Origin of the sequence: Rhodococcus sp. I2R, assembly GCF_020889545.1 — a bacterium.
Classification (GTDB): domain Bacteria; phylum Actinomycetota; class Actinomycetes; order Mycobacteriales; family Mycobacteriaceae; genus Rhodococcoides.
In genome coordinates this window covers 231,402-247,129 of the sequence record NZ_JAHUTG010000007.1, presented here as the reverse complement: position 1 = coordinate 247,129, position 15,728 = coordinate 231,402, and the positions used below count along the sequence as shown (strand labels likewise).

The window sequence follows — 15,728 nt, the reverse complement described above, 5'->3', positions numbered from 1 at the left end:
ATGAAGTGGACCGACCGCCATGGGCCGACGTTTGCGGCACTGTGCGGAAGTTTGACGGCTGTACTCGCTGCCCGACTGTCGCTGGGGAACGACTCGCGGTTCGCGGAAGAGTCCGGTGTCTGGTTCGGACAGCTCGTCACGCCCCAGTGGTCCGGGTTCGTGACCGTGAGCGTGGCGCTTCTGACGATCCTGGCGGTGCAGGTGCGTCGATCGGCTCTGCTCGTCGCCCTCGCTGGCGTCACCGGTCCCGTAGTTATAGCGTTGCCTGCCCTGGTGCCAGTTGCCGGAAATCAGGCTGTGTCTGTCAGTGCTGTGGGCGCGGGACTCCTGTTGGGCGCCTCCGCCGTCATTTCGGTGACACGACGCGCCGCGCAGGTCGCGCTGATCGTTGGGGTGTCGGTTGGGGTGCTGTTCTGGGGCGCCGTCAGAGCTCTTCTCCCCTCCGAGGAGGGCCGGTGGCTCGTATCCGTGGGGCCCAGCTACGTCGAGCCCTCCGCCCACCCGGTCGTGCTGTTGGCCGTCGCCGTTCTGGTGTCCGTGGTCGCGCTTCGGTTGGGCCCGCTGGCGAGCGACGAGGCGACCACCCGCACCATCCTCGCTTTGATTGCGCTTGTGTTCGTGTACCTGTTGGCCTACATCTTTCTCGGCTCGATCACCTCGGCAACGTGGGGATGGACGCTGGCAGTTGTTGTTTCGTGCGCTTCTACGCTCGCAGCCTCGCGGCTCGTCGATGCCCGTGACGGTGTCATCCTCATGGTCGGCTTGGCAGTAGCTGCGACCACAGTGACTGGCTTGGCGTGGTCTTCGCGGTCGTTGTGGATTGCATTGGGTGGCGTCGCCGTCCTGGCTCTTGCCGCAGTCCTCGGCTCGCACCGTCCCCATGTATTGGTGGGATTGTCAGTGCTGGCGTGCGTCGCGGCGACCGGATTGCTCACCCACACGGCGGGTTTGAATGTAGTACCGACAGTGGCGTACACCTTGCTGTTCCCGGCTGCCGTCGGCTTCAGCCTCGGGTCCGCGCTCCCGGTGAACCTGCCGGCCTCGGCTATGGCCCCGGCCATTCCGATGACGCTGACTTTGTTCTCGGTGTCCGCCCCGAACGTCCCATCGGTCTACTACTGGACCGACGGGACCGCGACCGGCTACGAGGGTCCGGTTGTCGCCGCGTTATCCCCGCTGAACATCGGTGTGCTCGTCTCGGTGTCGGTCATCGTGTTTGCAGGACTCGCAATCGCTCGGCGACCAGGGCGGCACCTTCACGCGTCTTAATCGTCACTGACCGCCACCACAAACGGTCCGAGAGGTATGGTTCCTCCGGGGGCCGTCGGGGCTGTCCGGCGGTGGAGTCGGTGATGGGCGAGGCTATGGGTTGGTTGGGTGCAAGGCGACGGTGGACAGTGATCTGCGCAGTGTGCGTCGCCGCCGTTGTCGGGTTGTCGGCGTGTTCGGACGATTCGACCAAGGAGGCAAGTTGCACCGGGGACGAACCGTCGGGTGTCACGGTTGCGGGTGACGATCCGCCGCAATGGGCCACCAGCTGGGTTTCGCAAGCGGGTGGTGCCATGGGCGGTGGCACCGTCGATGTCCCGAAGGCCGATGACGTTCTCGAGGCCGTGTACGCCTGCACGGGTCTGAAAAATGACACGGTGATCGAACTCGTGGCCGTCCGTGGGGTGGCTGCGGAACGGCAGGTGCGCATCGGCGTCCAAGACTATGCCTATCGCGCTGGCGAGATGACGGTAGATGGTGATCGCTATTCGTTCGATATTGCTGTAGCGCAGCCTGATTCGAGCATGGCGAGAATCGGGATCGCGTTCGCGCCGATGCGCGGCCCACGGTCGCAGGTGAGCAACTATTCGGGAGAGTTCGTCATCCAGCAGATGCGGGAGGCGGGGGTGCTGTGACCGATATCGATGCCGACGACGGCGCTGTTTCCGCCAGAGCTGCGATGAGGTCTCGCTGTATCGCAGTCTCGGGCGCGGAGGTGTCGATCACAGCCGAGACCGGCAGCCGCAGTCGTTGCTGAGCCTCGGATCGGAAGACGAGCCCCGTCTTCGGCGTGTTGTCCGCGGTGCTCGCATACAGGATGGACCAGCATTCGGGGTGGTTCAGTAGTTCTGCGCTTGCGGTGTGGTCGAGGGCGACGGGTGGGCCGAAGCTCAGCCGTAGTCCGCTGCGTTTCATGGCGCGTTCGACGACCCTGAGCAGGAGAATCTGTTCGCTACGTTTCGGCAGGAGCAGCGGATAGTCGGCCAGCTGCTCCAGGCTTGGATTGGTCTCGGATGCCAGCGGATGTCCCTCGGCCAGGACCACCACGAGGTCCTCGGTCCACAGCTCGATCGCATCGAGACCGGATCGCTCGACGCTGCCGCGAATCAACGCCACCTGACAGTCGCCGGAGGTGACAGCTTCGATCTGCTCAGCAAATCGTTTCAGGACGAAATCGATCTCCGCTTCTGGGTGGCGTTCTCTCACCTGAACGATCGCGGCGATGGCATTTGCTGCAAATGTCATGTTCGCCGTCAGGCGTAGCTGGTTCCGGCTTCGCGCCGTCAAGGCCAGCGCTGCCTGCTCGAGGTCCATCATATGCCGGGCGATGGACACCAATCGAGTTCCCACCGTGGTCAATTGGACCGAACGAGACGACCGTTCGAACAGAGGCGCTCGCATCTCTCGTTCGAGCTTTGCAATCTGCAGGCTGATGGCGGACTGCGAGACGTAGCACCGCTCCGCTGCCCGCGAGAAGTTGAGCTCCTCGGCGACGGCAAGGAAGTATCTCAGCTGTCGTAGTTCCATCCTGCCTCCATCTATGAGTCTTGCTCATAGATGCTATGTCAACTTTCGCGTTGATGATCACCCGAATCCAGCGTTTCATGGAGCCACACGTTCGATCGAAGGGAGACTCGCTGTGGAGAAGTACGACGTTGTCATTGTCGGATCGGGATTCGGGGCCCTCGCCGCCGCCAAGTCCCTCGGCAAGGCCGGAGTCGACTTCTCGCTGATCTCCAGCAGCACCGAGCACCTCTTTCAGCCGCTGCTGTACCAGGCGGCGACCGGAATGCTCTCGACCGGCGAGATCGCGCCCCCATCCGGCGCATTCTGGCGGAGTACGAATCCGCCGATGTCCGCCTCGGTCGCGTTGTCGACGTGGATCCAGATCGGCACCAGGTCACCTACACCGGTGCCGGTGTGAACCACACCATCGAATACGGACAACTGATCGTCGCTACAGGTGCCACTCAGGCCTACTTCGGTCGCGACGAGTTCAAGGACCGCACGTTCGCTCTCAAGACCGTCGACGATGCCGTGGCGCTGCGCGAGCAGATCCTGAGCTGCTACGAGGCCGCTCACCAGACATCGGACCCGGCGATCAAGAGGGATCTGCTGAGCTTCGTCGTCGTCGGTGCCGGCGCGACCGGAGTCGAGCTGGCGGGTCAGATCAGAGACCTGGCACACCGATACTTCGCCGCATCGTTCCCGGACATCGCCCCGGACGAGGTGACGGTGACGCTCGTCGACGGAGTCAAGGACGTGTTGCCGGCGTTCGGCGGCAAGTTGAGCGCTTATGCCCGGAAGAAGCTGGAAAGCTCGGGCGTCGACATCCTGACGGGCGCCATGGTCACCGACATCGCCGACGATGTGGTCACCGTCAAGGACGTCGATACCGACGCCACCTTGCGCATCAGCGCCAAGACGGTCATCTGGTCGGCCGGCGTGCAGGCCAGCGACCTTGCTTCGGTAGTGGCGCAGCGGACGGGGTGCGAGACCGACCGCGCGGGCCGTCTCCTCGTCCACGACGACCTTACTGTCGGGACCGCGAAGGACGTCTACGCGATCGGTGACGTGACATCGCTGAACGGGCTGCCCGGCCAGTCGCCCGTCGCGATGCAGCAGGGACGCCACGTTGCCCAGATGATCACGGGCAAAGTCGATACCGGCACACCGTTCGAGTACTTCGACAAAGGCAGCATGTCGATCGTCGGCCGCTTCAGTGCGGTCGCGAGACTGTTCGGCAAGGTGGACATGGCCGGTCCGCTGGCTTGGGTGATGTGGCTGGCGGTGCACCTGATGTATCTGGTCGGGTTCCGAAACCGCTACATCGCCGTCCTGTCGTGGATGAACTCCTACATCGGGGACAGGCGTCCGCACTTCCAGTACACGGACAGGCAAGCAGTCGCCGCCGAGAAGCTGTCGGTCGAAAATCCGTCGAGTGAAAAGCAGCGAGCGGCGTAGTTCGCGTGACGCCCTAAAACAAACTGCCGGTATGTTTGAAACACTCAAATACCAGCGGCGGTCGGTTTTGTGGAGTACCTTCTTGACGTACAGCGTTGGAACGTCTGTTGGGAAGGTGATGTCAGATGGCAGCGACCATGTCGCCCGCGGGTCCGGCCGAGAGTGTGAATCTGGGCGGTCGGCCCGCCTCCCATCAGCTGCGCGTCGCACGAGAGACCACAGCGCGCCTGGTCGAGCATGTGCTGACGACCACTCGGAGCCAGGATCTGACCGGAGAAATCGGACGGAGTGCCGTCGCCGACATCGCCGAGGTGTGCGTGGCGCTGGCAGCAGACGTTCTCGACAGCGGAGTCCAGCCCACGTCGGCGGAGTTGTCGCGCCTCAGCCAATCCGCAGGCACGTGGGCCCGTGCCGGTGTTCCGCTGGCACCCATCCAGCATGCGTTCCACGAGGGATTCTCGGTGGGGCTACGAATGGTCGCCGGCTGCGCTGTCGACAGTGACTACCCCGCGCTCGTCGACGGCACCGTATTGATGTTCGGATTGCTCGACGTAGTGTCCGAGGCTATCGCCTCCGCATACCTCGATGCGTACAAGACGGCCGCGGCGCAGGACCATGAGGCGCAGGACCATGAACAGACACACGCGATTGTCACGGCGTTGCTCGCTGGCGACCCCGAAGCCGCGCGCATCGCCGAACGTGTCGGAATCGAACTCGCCAGTGGCTACGAGGTTCTCGCGGTGCATTTCCCGCCGCACGAGGACGAGACCGAAACCCCAGGGGGGAACGACGCTGCCGCCGGCCACAAGCTCGCACGCATCACATCGGCCCTTTCGCGATACAGCTCGCCCATGCCACCGTTGGCGCTGCTGAGCGCCTCGGGAGGAACGATTCTGGTGCCCGACGCCACCCCGGCCGCGGCCGAGGAACTCGTCGCGAGTCTGAGCGAGGCTGCCGGAGTTCCGGTGTCGGCCGCCACTGCATTCGCGAAGCCGGAACGGGTGTCCGACGCCGCCGATAATGTCTACGAACTACTGCGGCTCGTCCAACGACTGAACTATCCTCCTGCCGTCTATCGCATCTCTGACTTGGCGCTGGAGTTTCAGATCGCTCGGCCGGGTATCGGTCGTCGGCATCTGACACGGTTGCTCGACCCGTTGCGCCAGACGCCTGACCTGTTGCCGACGCTGGAGGCGTTCGTCGCGACCGAGGCGAATCGCAAGAAGGCCGCGAAGCAACTGGTTTGCCATCCCAACACCGTCGACTATCGCCTCAAGCGCATCGAACAGATCACGGGTGTCGATCCCATGAAGTCCTCGGGCCTGCGTGCACTGCACGCTGCCCTGATCGCCGACTCACTCGACTCGAAGCAGTGAACATGACAGCCCTGCCGCTCGCCCCGGTGACGTCGTTCGCTGCTCGCGCGGCCCTCGGGGCCATCGACTCCATGGTGCCGTGCTTCCAAACCGTGGTGGCCTTGCATACGAGCGAGGTGGTCGGCGTCGAGGCGTTGGCACGGTGGCCTACCGTGAAGGGCGCCGACCCGGCCGAGGTCTTCGCTCTGGCCCGATCACGTGGGGTTGTCTCGGATATTGACTTCGCCTGTCGCAGTGCGGCAGTGAAGGCAGCTCAATCAGCAGGACTCACCGACAGCCTGGCGCTGTACCTGAACTTCGAACCGTCGGGAATAGTCGACGATGCCTGCACCGAGGTGCATCTCGACTCACTCGTGTGCGAGGCGAACGTGGTTCTCGAGATCACCGAGCGAGGACTCGATGTGCACCCGGACCGGTTGCGGGCCATGGTGCGGTCGGCACGGCGTCGAGGATTTGCGATTGCGCTCGACGACGTGGGATCGAACTCGGCTACGCTCGAGGCGCTTTCGGTGGTAGAACCGGACATCGTCAAGCTCGACGCGTCCATTGTTCGCCGCCCGAAATCACTCCACACCGCGCGCGTGATGTTCGCGGTACGCAGGTATGTCGCATCGACCGGCGCTGTGCTCCTCGCCGAAGGTATCGAGTCCGAACGCGATCACGATCGCGCCCTCAAATTGGGTGCGACGTTGGGGCAGGGCTGGTTGTTCGGTGCCGCAGCTTCGGGGAGGGACGTGCAGACTCGCCTACGCTAGCTGCTAAGGTTCCCCTAACTCGAACGTGGAGCAAAGGTGGAATCAGTGGGTCTCAGAGTGTTGTTCTTGCCGAAGGTAGTTCGCTCGGCCGCGGCCGCGGCCGCGGGATTGCTTGTGCTGGCGTCGGTGTCTTGCGGCAGCGACGAGAGCCCCGGCGATGCACTCGCCTCGACGAGCGGCTCGTTCCCGATCACCATCGAACACGAGTTCGGCGCAACGACGATCACCGAGAAGCCGGAACGGGTGGTGACCCTCGGTGTCACCGACGCCGATGCCGTCATCGCACTGGGCACGATTCCCGTCGGCAACACCGGGTTCGTGTTCTACGAGAACGGGCTGGGACCGTGGACCGAGGACGAGGTGGGTGATGCAGATCTGACGCGTATCGCATCGGACTCCCAACCAAACCTCGAACAGATCGCGGAGTTGGCACCGGACCTGATCCTCGGCATCAGCGCAGGATTCGACGAGGCCGTCTACGACAAGCTCGACGCGATCGCCCCCACGGTCGCACGACCCGCCGGAACCGCGGCGTACACGGTCGATCGCGCAGTCGCCACCGAGACGATCGCGACCGCGCTGGGTGAGGCGGAGCGCGGCATGGAACTGAATCGGCAGACCGAGGAACTGCTGGAGAGCACGCGCGCGAATCATCCCGAGTTTGCCGAACGCACCGGAGTGGTAGTGCTTGCCAGCGACGTTCAGTACAGTGCGTTCCTCCCCGGTGACGCGCGTGGGCAATTCCTTACCTCGCTGGGCTTTTCGGTTCCCGAGGCGATCACCGAACACGACACCGGCGATTCCTTTTACGTGCCGGTGTCCGCGGAGAATGTGGCGATGCTCGACGCAGACGCGATCCTGTATCTGAGTGACGACGAAGACGTGGATGTGGTGGCCGAGAACCCGCTCTTCGGAACCCTCGAAGCCGGTCGCAAGGACGCCATCGTCACCACGTCCCTCGACGAGCGCGGAGCAATCAGCTACAACTCCGTGCTGTCCATCCCGTATGCCATCGATTCCGTCGTTCCGCGTTTGGCCGGCAGCTGATCACTTGGCCGACCTGACGTCCACGAGCACCTGGACCTCGACCGGAAGGCCGTCGAGAGCGGACGCGCACCTGATGCGCAGGCGTTCGGCCTTCTCCACGACGGCGTCCGTCGATTGGGCGGGGGCGTCCGTGATGCCGGAGATACGGACGACCGGAGTCGATGGATTGCCTATCACACGTGCTGTGGCAGAGCCGATTCCCGGCATGGACTCGAATTCCGCCGCAGCGTTGCGTGCAGCCGAGGTGAGATCGACGCTGGCATGCTCGTCGTCCAAAGTTGCTGTCCGCGAGGGCTGACGGCGCGGTCGGTGCGCGTACAGCCATCGCAGACCGAGCACCAACAGCACGACTGCGACAGCCAGCAATGCCCAGGGCCACCACCCGGCGCTATCCCAGTCGCCCAGTTGCCATGCCTTCACCGTTGCACGCGCTTCGGACGCCCACGTTGGAAGGCGATCCTGCTGCCACGCTGCGGCCGCTGCACCCAGCGCGATGAGGGCCAGGCCGGTCAGAGCAGTGACCACGCGATCCGCGGCAGCGGCGGCAGTGCCGAGGGAGGACACCCGCCGACGTGCCCCACGCTTGATCCACACACCCTCGGTGCCCGACGGGCGGTGCGTGCGCAGGCGCGGCACGAGCGCTAGGAGCAGCAGGACGATGCCGAGAACACCGACCGCTGCGCCGGCGGGCAACATCCACGATTGCACGGTCACGCTCAGGACGGAATCGATCGCGGGGCCGATCCAACTCGCGCCGTTGACGGCGCCGAGATCGATCAGAGCGTCGCGACCGAGGATGACGGCCACGCCGCACAGAAGCAACGCCAGCACGAGTGCGACGCCACTGGCTTTCGGCGCTGCCTTCGGAACCGGCGCTGTCTTCCGGTTCACTCGACTCTCCTGGGTTCTGGGGTGCGTTCGGGTGGGGTGTAGTGCATACGAACATCGACGGACTCGATACAGAGGCCGCTGCTGTGCGCGATATCGTCCTCGACAGCACGGCGAACACGATGTGCCACATCGGCTATCGGCGTCGTCCAAAGTGTGGCGACATCGATGGTGGCTCGGACACGGCCGTTGCGGACGGACGCTTCGGCGCGAGGCAGAGTGCGCGATGTCAGTCCGCCTGCAATCCGTTCGACGCCGGTGACTCGCGAGGCTGCGATCTCGGCGATGCGCACGACGGCGTGATCGCGAATGTCGAGGGTCCCGCGGTTGCTATCGGTCATGTCCGCGTCCGCGGGAGAATGCAGAGATATCCAGTTCGCCGTCGATGTAGCGGCCGACGGCGAAGCCGACTGCGGCGAGCACCACGGCAAACAAGAATCCGGTGAAGCCGCCGACTGCAGCGGCGATGGCCAACAGCAGACCGACGAACAATCCGATGGTCGAGGTGGTCATGAGTTCGAGTGCTCCTGGCTAGATGTCGAAGTAGCGCTTACGCCGCAACTTCGGAACGGACCGAATGATGTTTCGGGACAGTCGCGTCCACCTGCTCTGCTCGATGGCGGAGGGGGATTCGGCGAACCGGCGCTCGACGGCGGCGAGCGCGGCAACATAGACCTCGGGGTCGCCCCCGACGTCGGGATGATGCCGCCTTGCTACCGCGCGTCGAGCGGCCGTGTGCTCAGGAGAACGCGTCATGCTCTGACTACGTCCTCCACGGTGACGTGCACCGGACCCGGCGAGAGCGGTGAGACAGCGGTGCGTATCGCGTCGGCAGTCTCGCGAACCGGGTGACCCGCGATCAGCGTGACGTGCACCTCGGTTCCGTTCTGATCGATACGAATGCCGGCCACGCGTCGACCGGGTAGGTATGTGGCTGCCTCGCCGAACATTCCGCCGTGCAGACCGGCGACACCGTCGGTCGCCAGCACAGCCTCGGCGATGGTCTCGGAGATGTCGATGCTCTCCGGGACGCCGGGCTCGGGAGTGTCGGCGTGCTCGATCACTGGACTCGCGTTCCGGCGACTTCCTGGCTGTCGTCGTCGCCCTCGTCGAGGTAGACGTCGTGGACGACGATGTTGACCTCGGTCACTTCGAGACCTGTCATGCGCTCGACAGCGGTGATGACATTGCGGCGAATGCCGGCTGCGAGATCAGCGATGGACACGCCGTACTCCGCGACTATGTCGATATCGACTGCAGCCTGGCGCTCGCCGACCTCGACCGACACGCCCTGAGACTGGTTGACCCGTGCACCCGGAATGCGCTCGCGCAGTGCACCGATGGCGCGGGAGGTGCCGCCGCCGACGTCGTGCACGCCCTGAACCTCGCGGGTGGCGATGCCGGCGATCTTGGAGACGACGGTATCGGCGATGGTGGTCCGGCCCGTGCTGCCGACGAGGGCGGACTCGGTCTTGGCGATATCGGTCTTGTCGGAGTCGGCGGCGGTTTCCTGGGACTTGTCCAACGTCTGGTTGCTCATGTTCGACCTTTCGTCTTCGAATGTGTCGCAAGTAGGTCGTATCGCATCGACGAAAGCGCACGCGAAAAATGTGGTGATCCGCACCACAAACTTACATCGCTGGTAGAACGGTGTCGAACGGGAATCGTCCGGAAAACAAATGCGAGTCGAGAGCGGAGAATCGATGGTCGATCGGCTATCCGATCACGTACTCGTGCACAATGCTGCCCTCGGCGACGCGGACGCCTTCGAACAGATAGTTGCTCGGTACGGCCCAGAGATGTTTCGCTACGCCCGCAACATGCTCTCCGATCACGGCGCTGCAGAAGAGGTGGTTCAGGACGCGTTCGTCGCAGCGTGGAAGGGACTCGACACCTTTCGCGGCGACGCGAAATTGCGGACGTGGTTGTTCTCGATGGTCTCGCACAAGGTGGTCGATCACCGTCGGCGACGGGCTGTTCCGCCCGCCGAGGACTGGATCTTCGAGCAACGCAGCACCGACGCCCACCTCGACCCCGAGAAGCGTGCAACCAATGACGATTTTCTCGACGCCCTGGGTCGGGTGCTCGCCGAACTGCCCTACCGTCAACGTGCGTGCTGGTTGCTACGCGAGGTGGAAGGGATGACACATCCGGAGATCGGGCAGATCATGGGAATGTCGGCAGGTGCCGTTCGTGGACAACTGCTGCGAGCACGAGCAACTCTGAGTGAGAGGTTGGCGGCATGGCAGTGATGTGGCGATGACGCCGGAACCGGATGGGATCCTCGAGCGGGCCGCTCGCGAGTTGCGCGAGGCACCACAGGAGCCTCGTTGGGTCGACATCAGCAACACCATCATCTCCAGGGTCCGCGCCACCACGCGACGCACCTGGCCGGTCGACGCCGCCTACCCCACTGCGCCCCCGGACCGAGCGTCCGATTCGCTCCGGGTCAGCGATCATGTCGTCCGCACGGCGATTCTGCGCGCGCTCTCCGGCGTCCACGACTCCCAGCCGACGGACATCGCGCTGTACCTCGACGAACACGTGTGCACGGGACTGTCCGTGGCAGTCGTCGGCGCCTACGGCGAAGATCTGCAGGCAGTCGGGAACGAACTGGCAGCGATAGCGATATCCGTCGTGCACGAGCTTCTCGGGGTCGATCTGGTTCGCGCCGATATCGATGTGCGAGTGGACGACATCGAGGTTTGAACGGTGGCGATGTCCGGGGCATAAGCCTTCCGTCAAGAATGACCGGCCGGAGCGTAATGAACCCGTAAGGAATCCTCCGCGGGGCGGCGTCGAGGCCGATGCTCGTATCTCGGACCGCCCGCCGGGCGGCCCTCTGTCGAATTCGAGGGAGACCGAGACTCGCATGGCTGATCTTGCCTATCTCACCATCACGATCGTCGGGTTCGGGGCATGCGCCCTGGTGGTGAAGCTGGTGCACTCGTGACGGGCGCGGTGAACGTCGTGCTGGTGGTCGTTGCCGCACTCGTGGTGCTGTACCTGCTCGTCGCACTGCTCGACCCCGAGAGGTTCTGAGCGCGATGACTCCTGCACTTGTCGCGGGCATGCAGATCTGTGTTGTGATCGCAGTGCTCGCCGCCGCCTACGTTCCACTCGGTGACTACATGGCCCGGGTTTACGACACCTCCCATCACAGTCGCCTGGAATCACTGCTCTACCGCACGTGTCGCATCGACGCGAGGACCGAACAGACGTGGGTCGGTTACGCTTCCAGCGTCCTCGCCTTCTCCGTCGTCAGTGTTCTGTTTCTCTATACGCTGCAACGTGTTCAAGGTGCGCTGCCACTCGACGGCGGTCGGGACGGGGTGAATCCTTCGACTGCGTTCAACACCGCCGTTTCGTTCGTGACCAACACCAACTGGCAGTCCTACGTACCCGAGACGACCATGTCGAATCTGACTCAGTCGGCTGGGCTGGCCGTGCAGAACTTCCTGTCGGCCGCCGTCGGAATGTCGGTGGCGATCGCGCTCGTTCGCGGATTCGCGCGGGTGCGTGCCGGTGGCGAGATCGGCAACTTCTGGGTCGACCTGACCCGTGGAACCTTGCGCATACTGCTGCCCCTGTCGTTCGTCATCGCCCTGGTCCTGCTGACCCAGGGCGTGGTGCAATCCTTCGCGACGAATTTCCAATCCACGGGTCTCGACGGTTCCGCAGCCGCGAACGCGTTGGCACCGGTGGCATCTCAGGAAGCAATCAAGGTGCTCGGAACCAATGGCGGCGGCATTCTCGCCGCCAACTCGGCGCACCCGTTCGAGAACCCGACACCGCTATCGAACATCGTGCAGATCTCTGCCCTGCTGCTGATCCCGGTGTGCCTGACCCGCACGTTCGGGACCATGACCGGCAACCGCAAGCAGGGTCTGACCCTGCTCGGGGTGATGGCGGTGCTGTGGAGCGGTTCCCTCGCGATCACCCTGGCGGCCGAGTCGGCAACCACCGGTATCGCGGCTCGTGCAGCAGGCGCGATGATGGAGGGCAAGGAAGTTCGCTTCGGCATTCCCGCGTCCGCGCTGTTCGCGGTCTCGACGACCGGAACGTCGACCGGTGCAGTCAATGCCGCGCACGACAGCCTGTCCCCCATCGGGGGCGGCGCTGTAGTGCTGAACATTCTGTTCGGCGAGATCGCTCCGGGCGGAGTAGGAAGCGGGTTGTACGGCCTGCTGGTGCTGGCGATCATCGCGGTGTTCGTCGGTGGACTCCTCGTCGGCCGGACTCCGGAGTTGCTCGGCAAGAAGCTGGGCCGTCGCGAAATCACCATGGCGGCACTGTCGGTCCTGGTGATGCCCGCACTCGTGCTGATCGGAACCTCTGTCACCGTCCTGCTGAACTCGACCGTCGACTACCAAGGCAATTCCGGAGATCCTGGCACACCGAGTTCTGCTCACGGGTTCACCGAGGTGCTCTACGCCTACGCCTCCGCTGGGAACAACAACGGCAGCGCCTTCGGCGGTCTGACTGCTACGAGCGATTGGTTCCAGACCTCGCTGGGACTGGCAATGCTGTTCGGCCGCTTCCTGCCCATCATCTTCGTACTCGCCCTAGCCGGGTCGCTCGTCAGGTCCAGGCGCACGGCCACCGACGCTGGGACACTACCCACCGCCGGTCCGCTGTTCGGCGGATTACTGCTGGGGACAGCGGTACTCGTCGCGGCGCTCACATTCTTCCCGGCGCTCGCGCTGGGACCGATAGCAGAGGGCTTGCAATGAACGCCACGTCGATCATCGACGCATTCCGAAAACTCGACCCACGCCACCTGGTGCGCAACCCCGTCATGTTCGTGGTCTTCCTGGGCTCACTCCTCACCACGATCCTCGCGGCGTTGGAACCGTCGATGTTCTCCTGGTCGATCGCCGGGTGGTTGTGGTTCACCGTGCTGTTCGCCAATCTTGCCGAATCGGTTGCGGAGGGGCGCGGCAAGGCCCAGGCCGCCAGCCTGCGAAAGGTCAAACAGGACAGTCGTGCCCGACGCCGCAACGAAGACGGATCCATCTCCGAGGTCAGCGGGTCCGATTTGAGGGTCGGCGACGAGGTGGTTGTTAGCGCCGGGGAGATCATTCCGGGCGACGGCGACGTGGTGGAGGGAATAGCAAGCGTCGACGAGTCCGCGATAACGGGTGAATCCGCGCCCGTGGTAAGAGAATCCGGCGGCGACAGATCTGCCGTGACCGGTGGGACGACAGTGTTGTCCGACGAGATCGTGGTTCGCATCACCTCGGCGCAAGGCGAAACCTTCGTCGACCGGATGATCGGTCTCGTCGAGGGGGCGTCGCGGCAGAAGACTCCCAACGAGATCGCACTGAACATTCTTCTGGCGTCGTTGACGATCGTCTTTCTCCTCGCCGTCGTCGCAATCGGACCCATGAGCGCCTACGCCGGGCAGGAGCAGAACCCGATCAGGCTCATTGCGCTGCTGGTGTGCCTGATTCCCACCACTATCGGGGCATTGCTGTCCGCGATCGGTATCGCCGGCATGGATCGGTTGGTGCAGCGCAATGTACTGGCAAAGTCGGGACGCGCCGTCGAGGCCGCCGGCGACATCGACACCTTGCTGATGGACAAGACCGGCACCATCACCTTCGGAAATCGACGTGCGACGGCAATGCATCCCGCGCCTGGGATCGGCGCCGCAGAGTTGGCGGCCGCAGCGCGTCTGGCGTCCTTGGCCGACACCACGCCCGAAGGCCGCAGCATCGTGGAACTGGTGGACGGTGTCAACACACCCGGCGAGACTGACGAGCCCGGCGATTTCGTCCCCTTCACCGCGCAGACCCGCATGAGCGGTATCGACGTCGCCGATCGAAGAATTCGCAAGGGAGCCGCCGACGCCGTCGCCGCCTGGATCCGCGAGGGCGGGAGCAACTCGGAGCTGTCCGCCGTGAACGACACGGTGCGCGATATCGCGCAGGCCGGCGGTACACCACTGGTCGTCGCCGAATCGGTCGATGGAGCCCCGGCCCTGGTGCTCGGAGTCGTCGAGCTCTCCGATGTCGTCAAACCACACATCGCGGAACGTTTCGCGCAGTTGCGGGCCATGGGTATCAGAACCGTGATGGTGACCGGCGACAACCCGCTGACCGCGAAAGCCATCGCGGCCGAGGCCGGCGTCGACGACGTTCTTGCCGAGGCCACCCCCGAGGACAAGATCGCGCTGATTCGTCGCGAGCAGGAGGGTGGTCGGCTGGTTGCGATGACCGGTGACGGCACCAACGATGCACCCGCGCTGGCGCAGGCAGATGTCGGTGTCGCGATGAACACCGGAACGTCCGCAGCGAAGGAAGCGGGCAACATGGTCGATCTCGACTCGGACCCCACGAAACTCATCGAGATCGTCGAGATCGGCAAGCAGTTGCTCATCACACGCGGCGCGCTGACCACTTTCTCGTTGGCAAACGACCTCGCCAAGTACTTCGCGATTCTCCCCGCCATGTTCACCCCGCTCTATCCGCAGCTCGATGCGCTCAACATCATGGGACTGGCGACGCCGGAATCGGCGATTCTGTCCGCGGTCATCTTCAACGCGGTCGTGATCGTCGGTCTGATACCGCTCGCGTTGCGAGGAGTCCGCTACCGTGCCGCGTCCGCCGCAGCGCTGTTGCGGCGCAACCTGCTTGTCTACGGGATCGGCGGAGTAGTGACCCCGTTCCTCGGCATCAGAGCAATCGACCAAATCGTCCGACTCGTACCAGGGATAGGCTGACATGCGCTTCGTGCAGAGCTTCGCCAGACAGATGCTTGCGGGCATCACCGTATTGGCCGTCTTCACCGTCCTCCTCGGCATCGGGTACCCCGCGGCCGTCTGGGCGATCTCGCGGCTCGACACCCACACCGCCGAAGGGTCGGCACTGCGCACCGCCGACGGGTGCGTCGTCGGCAGTGCTTTGATCGGCGTCGATCCCCAGGTGCCGGTCGGTGACCCTGATCCGTACTTCCATCCCCGAGTGACGGGCTCCGCGGCCGACCTCGATGCGTTCGCCCCGGGCGACCCGTCTGCTGCGCTGCCCACCAATCTGGGCCCGAGTAGTGAGGTGCTCGCTGCGTTCGTGCAGCAGCGGCGGGCGTTCGTGGCGGAACGAGAGTCGATCGACCCGGCCGATGTGCCGGTCGATGCGGTGACGGGTTCCGGTTCCGGTGTTGACCCGCACATCAGTCCCGCCTACGCGGCCGTGCAGGTGGACCGGGTCGCCCGGGTCAACGGTATGACTGTCGAGTCCGTCCAAGCGCTGGTTCGTGAGCACACCGAGGGCCCGCAGTACGGTGTACTCGGGGCGCCGCGGGTAGGTGTTCCCGAGTTGAACGTTGCCCTCGGGCTGACGCCGCCGGCTTGCACGACCGAATAGGAGAGGCTCCCCAGTGGAACGAGGTGAGCTGCGCATCTACCTCGGCGCGGCTCCGGGCGTCGGGA

At 64.4% G+C, this 15,728-nt stretch carries 18 protein-coding genes and 1 pseudogene; 12 read left to right on the top strand and 7 right to left on the bottom strand.

Annotated features, from left to right (window positions below):
* Together KVY23_RS09840 and KVY23_RS09835 are read left to right on the top strand one after the other, a co-directional pair.
* The gene (locus tag KVY23_RS09840) at positions 1-1,269 is read left to right on the top strand and encodes a hypothetical protein (RefSeq protein WP_230556251.1); all 1,269 of its coding nucleotides are present in this window, start codon (positions 1-3) and stop codon (positions 1,267-1,269) included.
* 83 nt (positions 1,270-1,352) lie between these two features.
* Positions 1,353-1,904, top strand: coding sequence for a hypothetical protein (locus KVY23_RS09835; RefSeq protein ID WP_230556250.1), 552 nt, complete (start codon positions 1,353-1,355; stop codon positions 1,902-1,904).
* Here KVY23_RS09835 and KVY23_RS09830 read toward each other — a convergent pair.
* Positions 1,870-2,796: a LysR family transcriptional regulator gene (locus tag KVY23_RS09830; protein WP_230556249.1), complete on the bottom strand. Its 927-nt coding sequence runs from the start codon at positions 2,794-2,796 to the stop codon at positions 1,870-1,872. The two genes, KVY23_RS09835 and KVY23_RS09830, sit on opposite strands and share 35 nt — an antisense overlap.
* Positions 2,797-2,908: 112 nt before the next feature.
* Between KVY23_RS09830 and KVY23_RS09825 the strand changes: the two are divergent.
* From KVY23_RS09825 to KVY23_RS09810, 4 genes and pseudogenes are all read left to right on the top strand, one after another.
* Positions 2,909-4,233, top strand: a pseudogene (locus KVY23_RS09825) (NAD(P)/FAD-dependent oxidoreductase).
* A gap of 125 nt (positions 4,234-4,358) precedes the next feature.
* Positions 4,359-5,609, top strand: coding sequence for a CdaR family transcriptional regulator (locus KVY23_RS09820; RefSeq protein WP_230556248.1), 1,251 nt, complete (start codon positions 4,359-4,361; stop codon positions 5,607-5,609).
* A gap of 2 nt (positions 5,610-5,611) precedes the next feature.
* Positions 5,612-6,364, top strand: a complete 753-nt coding sequence (locus KVY23_RS09815; protein ID WP_230556247.1) for an EAL domain-containing protein — start codon at positions 5,612-5,614, stop codon at positions 6,362-6,364.
* 45 nt (positions 6,365-6,409) lie between these two features.
* Complete coding sequence (locus tag KVY23_RS09810; RefSeq protein ID WP_230556246.1) at positions 6,410-7,411, top strand: iron-siderophore ABC transporter substrate-binding protein; 1,002 nt, start codon at positions 6,410-6,412, stop codon at positions 7,409-7,411.
* On the opposite strand, the gene KVY23_RS09805 is transcribed toward KVY23_RS09810, so the two are convergent.
* Genes KVY23_RS09805 through KVY23_RS09780 form a run of 6 tightly spaced genes read right to left on the bottom strand, consistent with a single transcriptional unit; the run spans position 7,412 to position 9,839 of the window.
* Positions 7,412-8,302: a hypothetical protein gene (locus tag KVY23_RS09805; protein ID WP_230556245.1), complete on the bottom strand. Its 891-nt coding sequence runs from the start codon at positions 8,300-8,302 to the stop codon at positions 7,412-7,414.
* Positions 8,299-8,640 carry an Asp23/Gls24 family envelope stress response protein gene (locus KVY23_RS09800; RefSeq protein ID WP_230556244.1) on the bottom strand — a complete coding sequence of 114 codons (342 nt, stop codon included), beginning with the start codon at positions 8,638-8,640 and terminating at the stop codon, positions 8,299-8,301. The genes KVY23_RS09805 and KVY23_RS09800 overlap by 4 nt, the downstream gene beginning before the upstream one ends.
* Entirely contained in the window at positions 8,630-8,812 is a 183-nt protein-coding gene (locus KVY23_RS09795; RefSeq protein ID WP_075839295.1) for a DUF2273 domain-containing protein, read from the bottom strand. Before KVY23_RS09795 ends, KVY23_RS09800 begins: the two co-directional genes overlap by 11 nt.
* Positions 8,813-8,830: 18 nt before the next feature.
* Positions 8,831-9,055: a hypothetical protein gene (locus KVY23_RS09790; protein WP_230556243.1), complete on the bottom strand. Its 225-nt coding sequence runs from the start codon at positions 9,053-9,055 to the stop codon at positions 8,831-8,833.
* Positions 9,052-9,363 carry an Asp23/Gls24 family envelope stress response protein gene (locus KVY23_RS09785; RefSeq protein ID WP_374108709.1) on the bottom strand — a complete coding sequence of 104 codons (312 nt, stop codon included), beginning with the start codon at positions 9,361-9,363 and terminating at the stop codon, positions 9,052-9,054. Before KVY23_RS09785 ends, KVY23_RS09790 begins: the two co-directional genes overlap by 4 nt.
* Positions 9,360-9,839, bottom strand: coding sequence for an Asp23/Gls24 family envelope stress response protein (locus KVY23_RS09780; RefSeq protein ID WP_230556242.1), 480 nt, complete (start codon positions 9,837-9,839; stop codon positions 9,360-9,362). The genes KVY23_RS09785 and KVY23_RS09780 overlap by 4 nt, the downstream gene beginning before the upstream one ends.
* 163 nt (positions 9,840-10,002) lie before the next feature.
* Here KVY23_RS09780 and KVY23_RS09775 point away from each other — a divergent pair, with 163 nt between their 5' ends.
* From KVY23_RS09775 to KVY23_RS09750, 6 genes are all read left to right on the top strand, one after another.
* On the top strand, positions 10,003-10,551 hold the full coding sequence (locus KVY23_RS09775; protein WP_206508742.1) for an RNA polymerase sigma factor: 549 nt from the start codon (positions 10,003-10,005) through the stop codon (positions 10,549-10,551).
* Positions 10,552-10,558: 7 nt separating this feature from the next.
* A complete protein-coding gene (locus tag KVY23_RS09770) occupies positions 10,559-11,008 on the top strand; it encodes a hypothetical protein (protein WP_230556241.1) in 450 nt (149 codons plus the stop codon).
* A 210-nt stretch (positions 11,009-11,218) separates the two neighbouring features.
* Positions 11,219-11,341, top strand: coding sequence for a potassium-transporting ATPase subunit F (locus KVY23_RS09765; protein ID WP_083667721.1), 123 nt, complete (start codon positions 11,219-11,221; stop codon positions 11,339-11,341).
* Positions 11,342-11,346: 5 nt separating this feature from the next.
* On the top strand, positions 11,347-13,032 hold the full coding sequence (gene kdpA, locus KVY23_RS09760; protein ID WP_230556240.1) for a potassium-transporting ATPase subunit KdpA: 1,686 nt from the start codon (positions 11,347-11,349) through the stop codon (positions 13,030-13,032).
* Positions 13,029-15,023, top strand: coding sequence for a potassium-transporting ATPase subunit KdpB (gene kdpB, locus KVY23_RS09755; RefSeq protein WP_230556239.1), 1,995 nt, complete (start codon positions 13,029-13,031; stop codon positions 15,021-15,023). Before kdpA ends, kdpB begins: the two co-directional genes overlap by 4 nt.
* Position 15,024: 1 nt before the next feature.
* Complete coding sequence (locus KVY23_RS09750) at positions 15,025-15,663, top strand: potassium-transporting ATPase subunit C (protein ID WP_075839291.1); 639 nt, start codon at positions 15,025-15,027, stop codon at positions 15,661-15,663.
* Positions 15,664-15,728 lie beyond the last annotated feature (65 nt).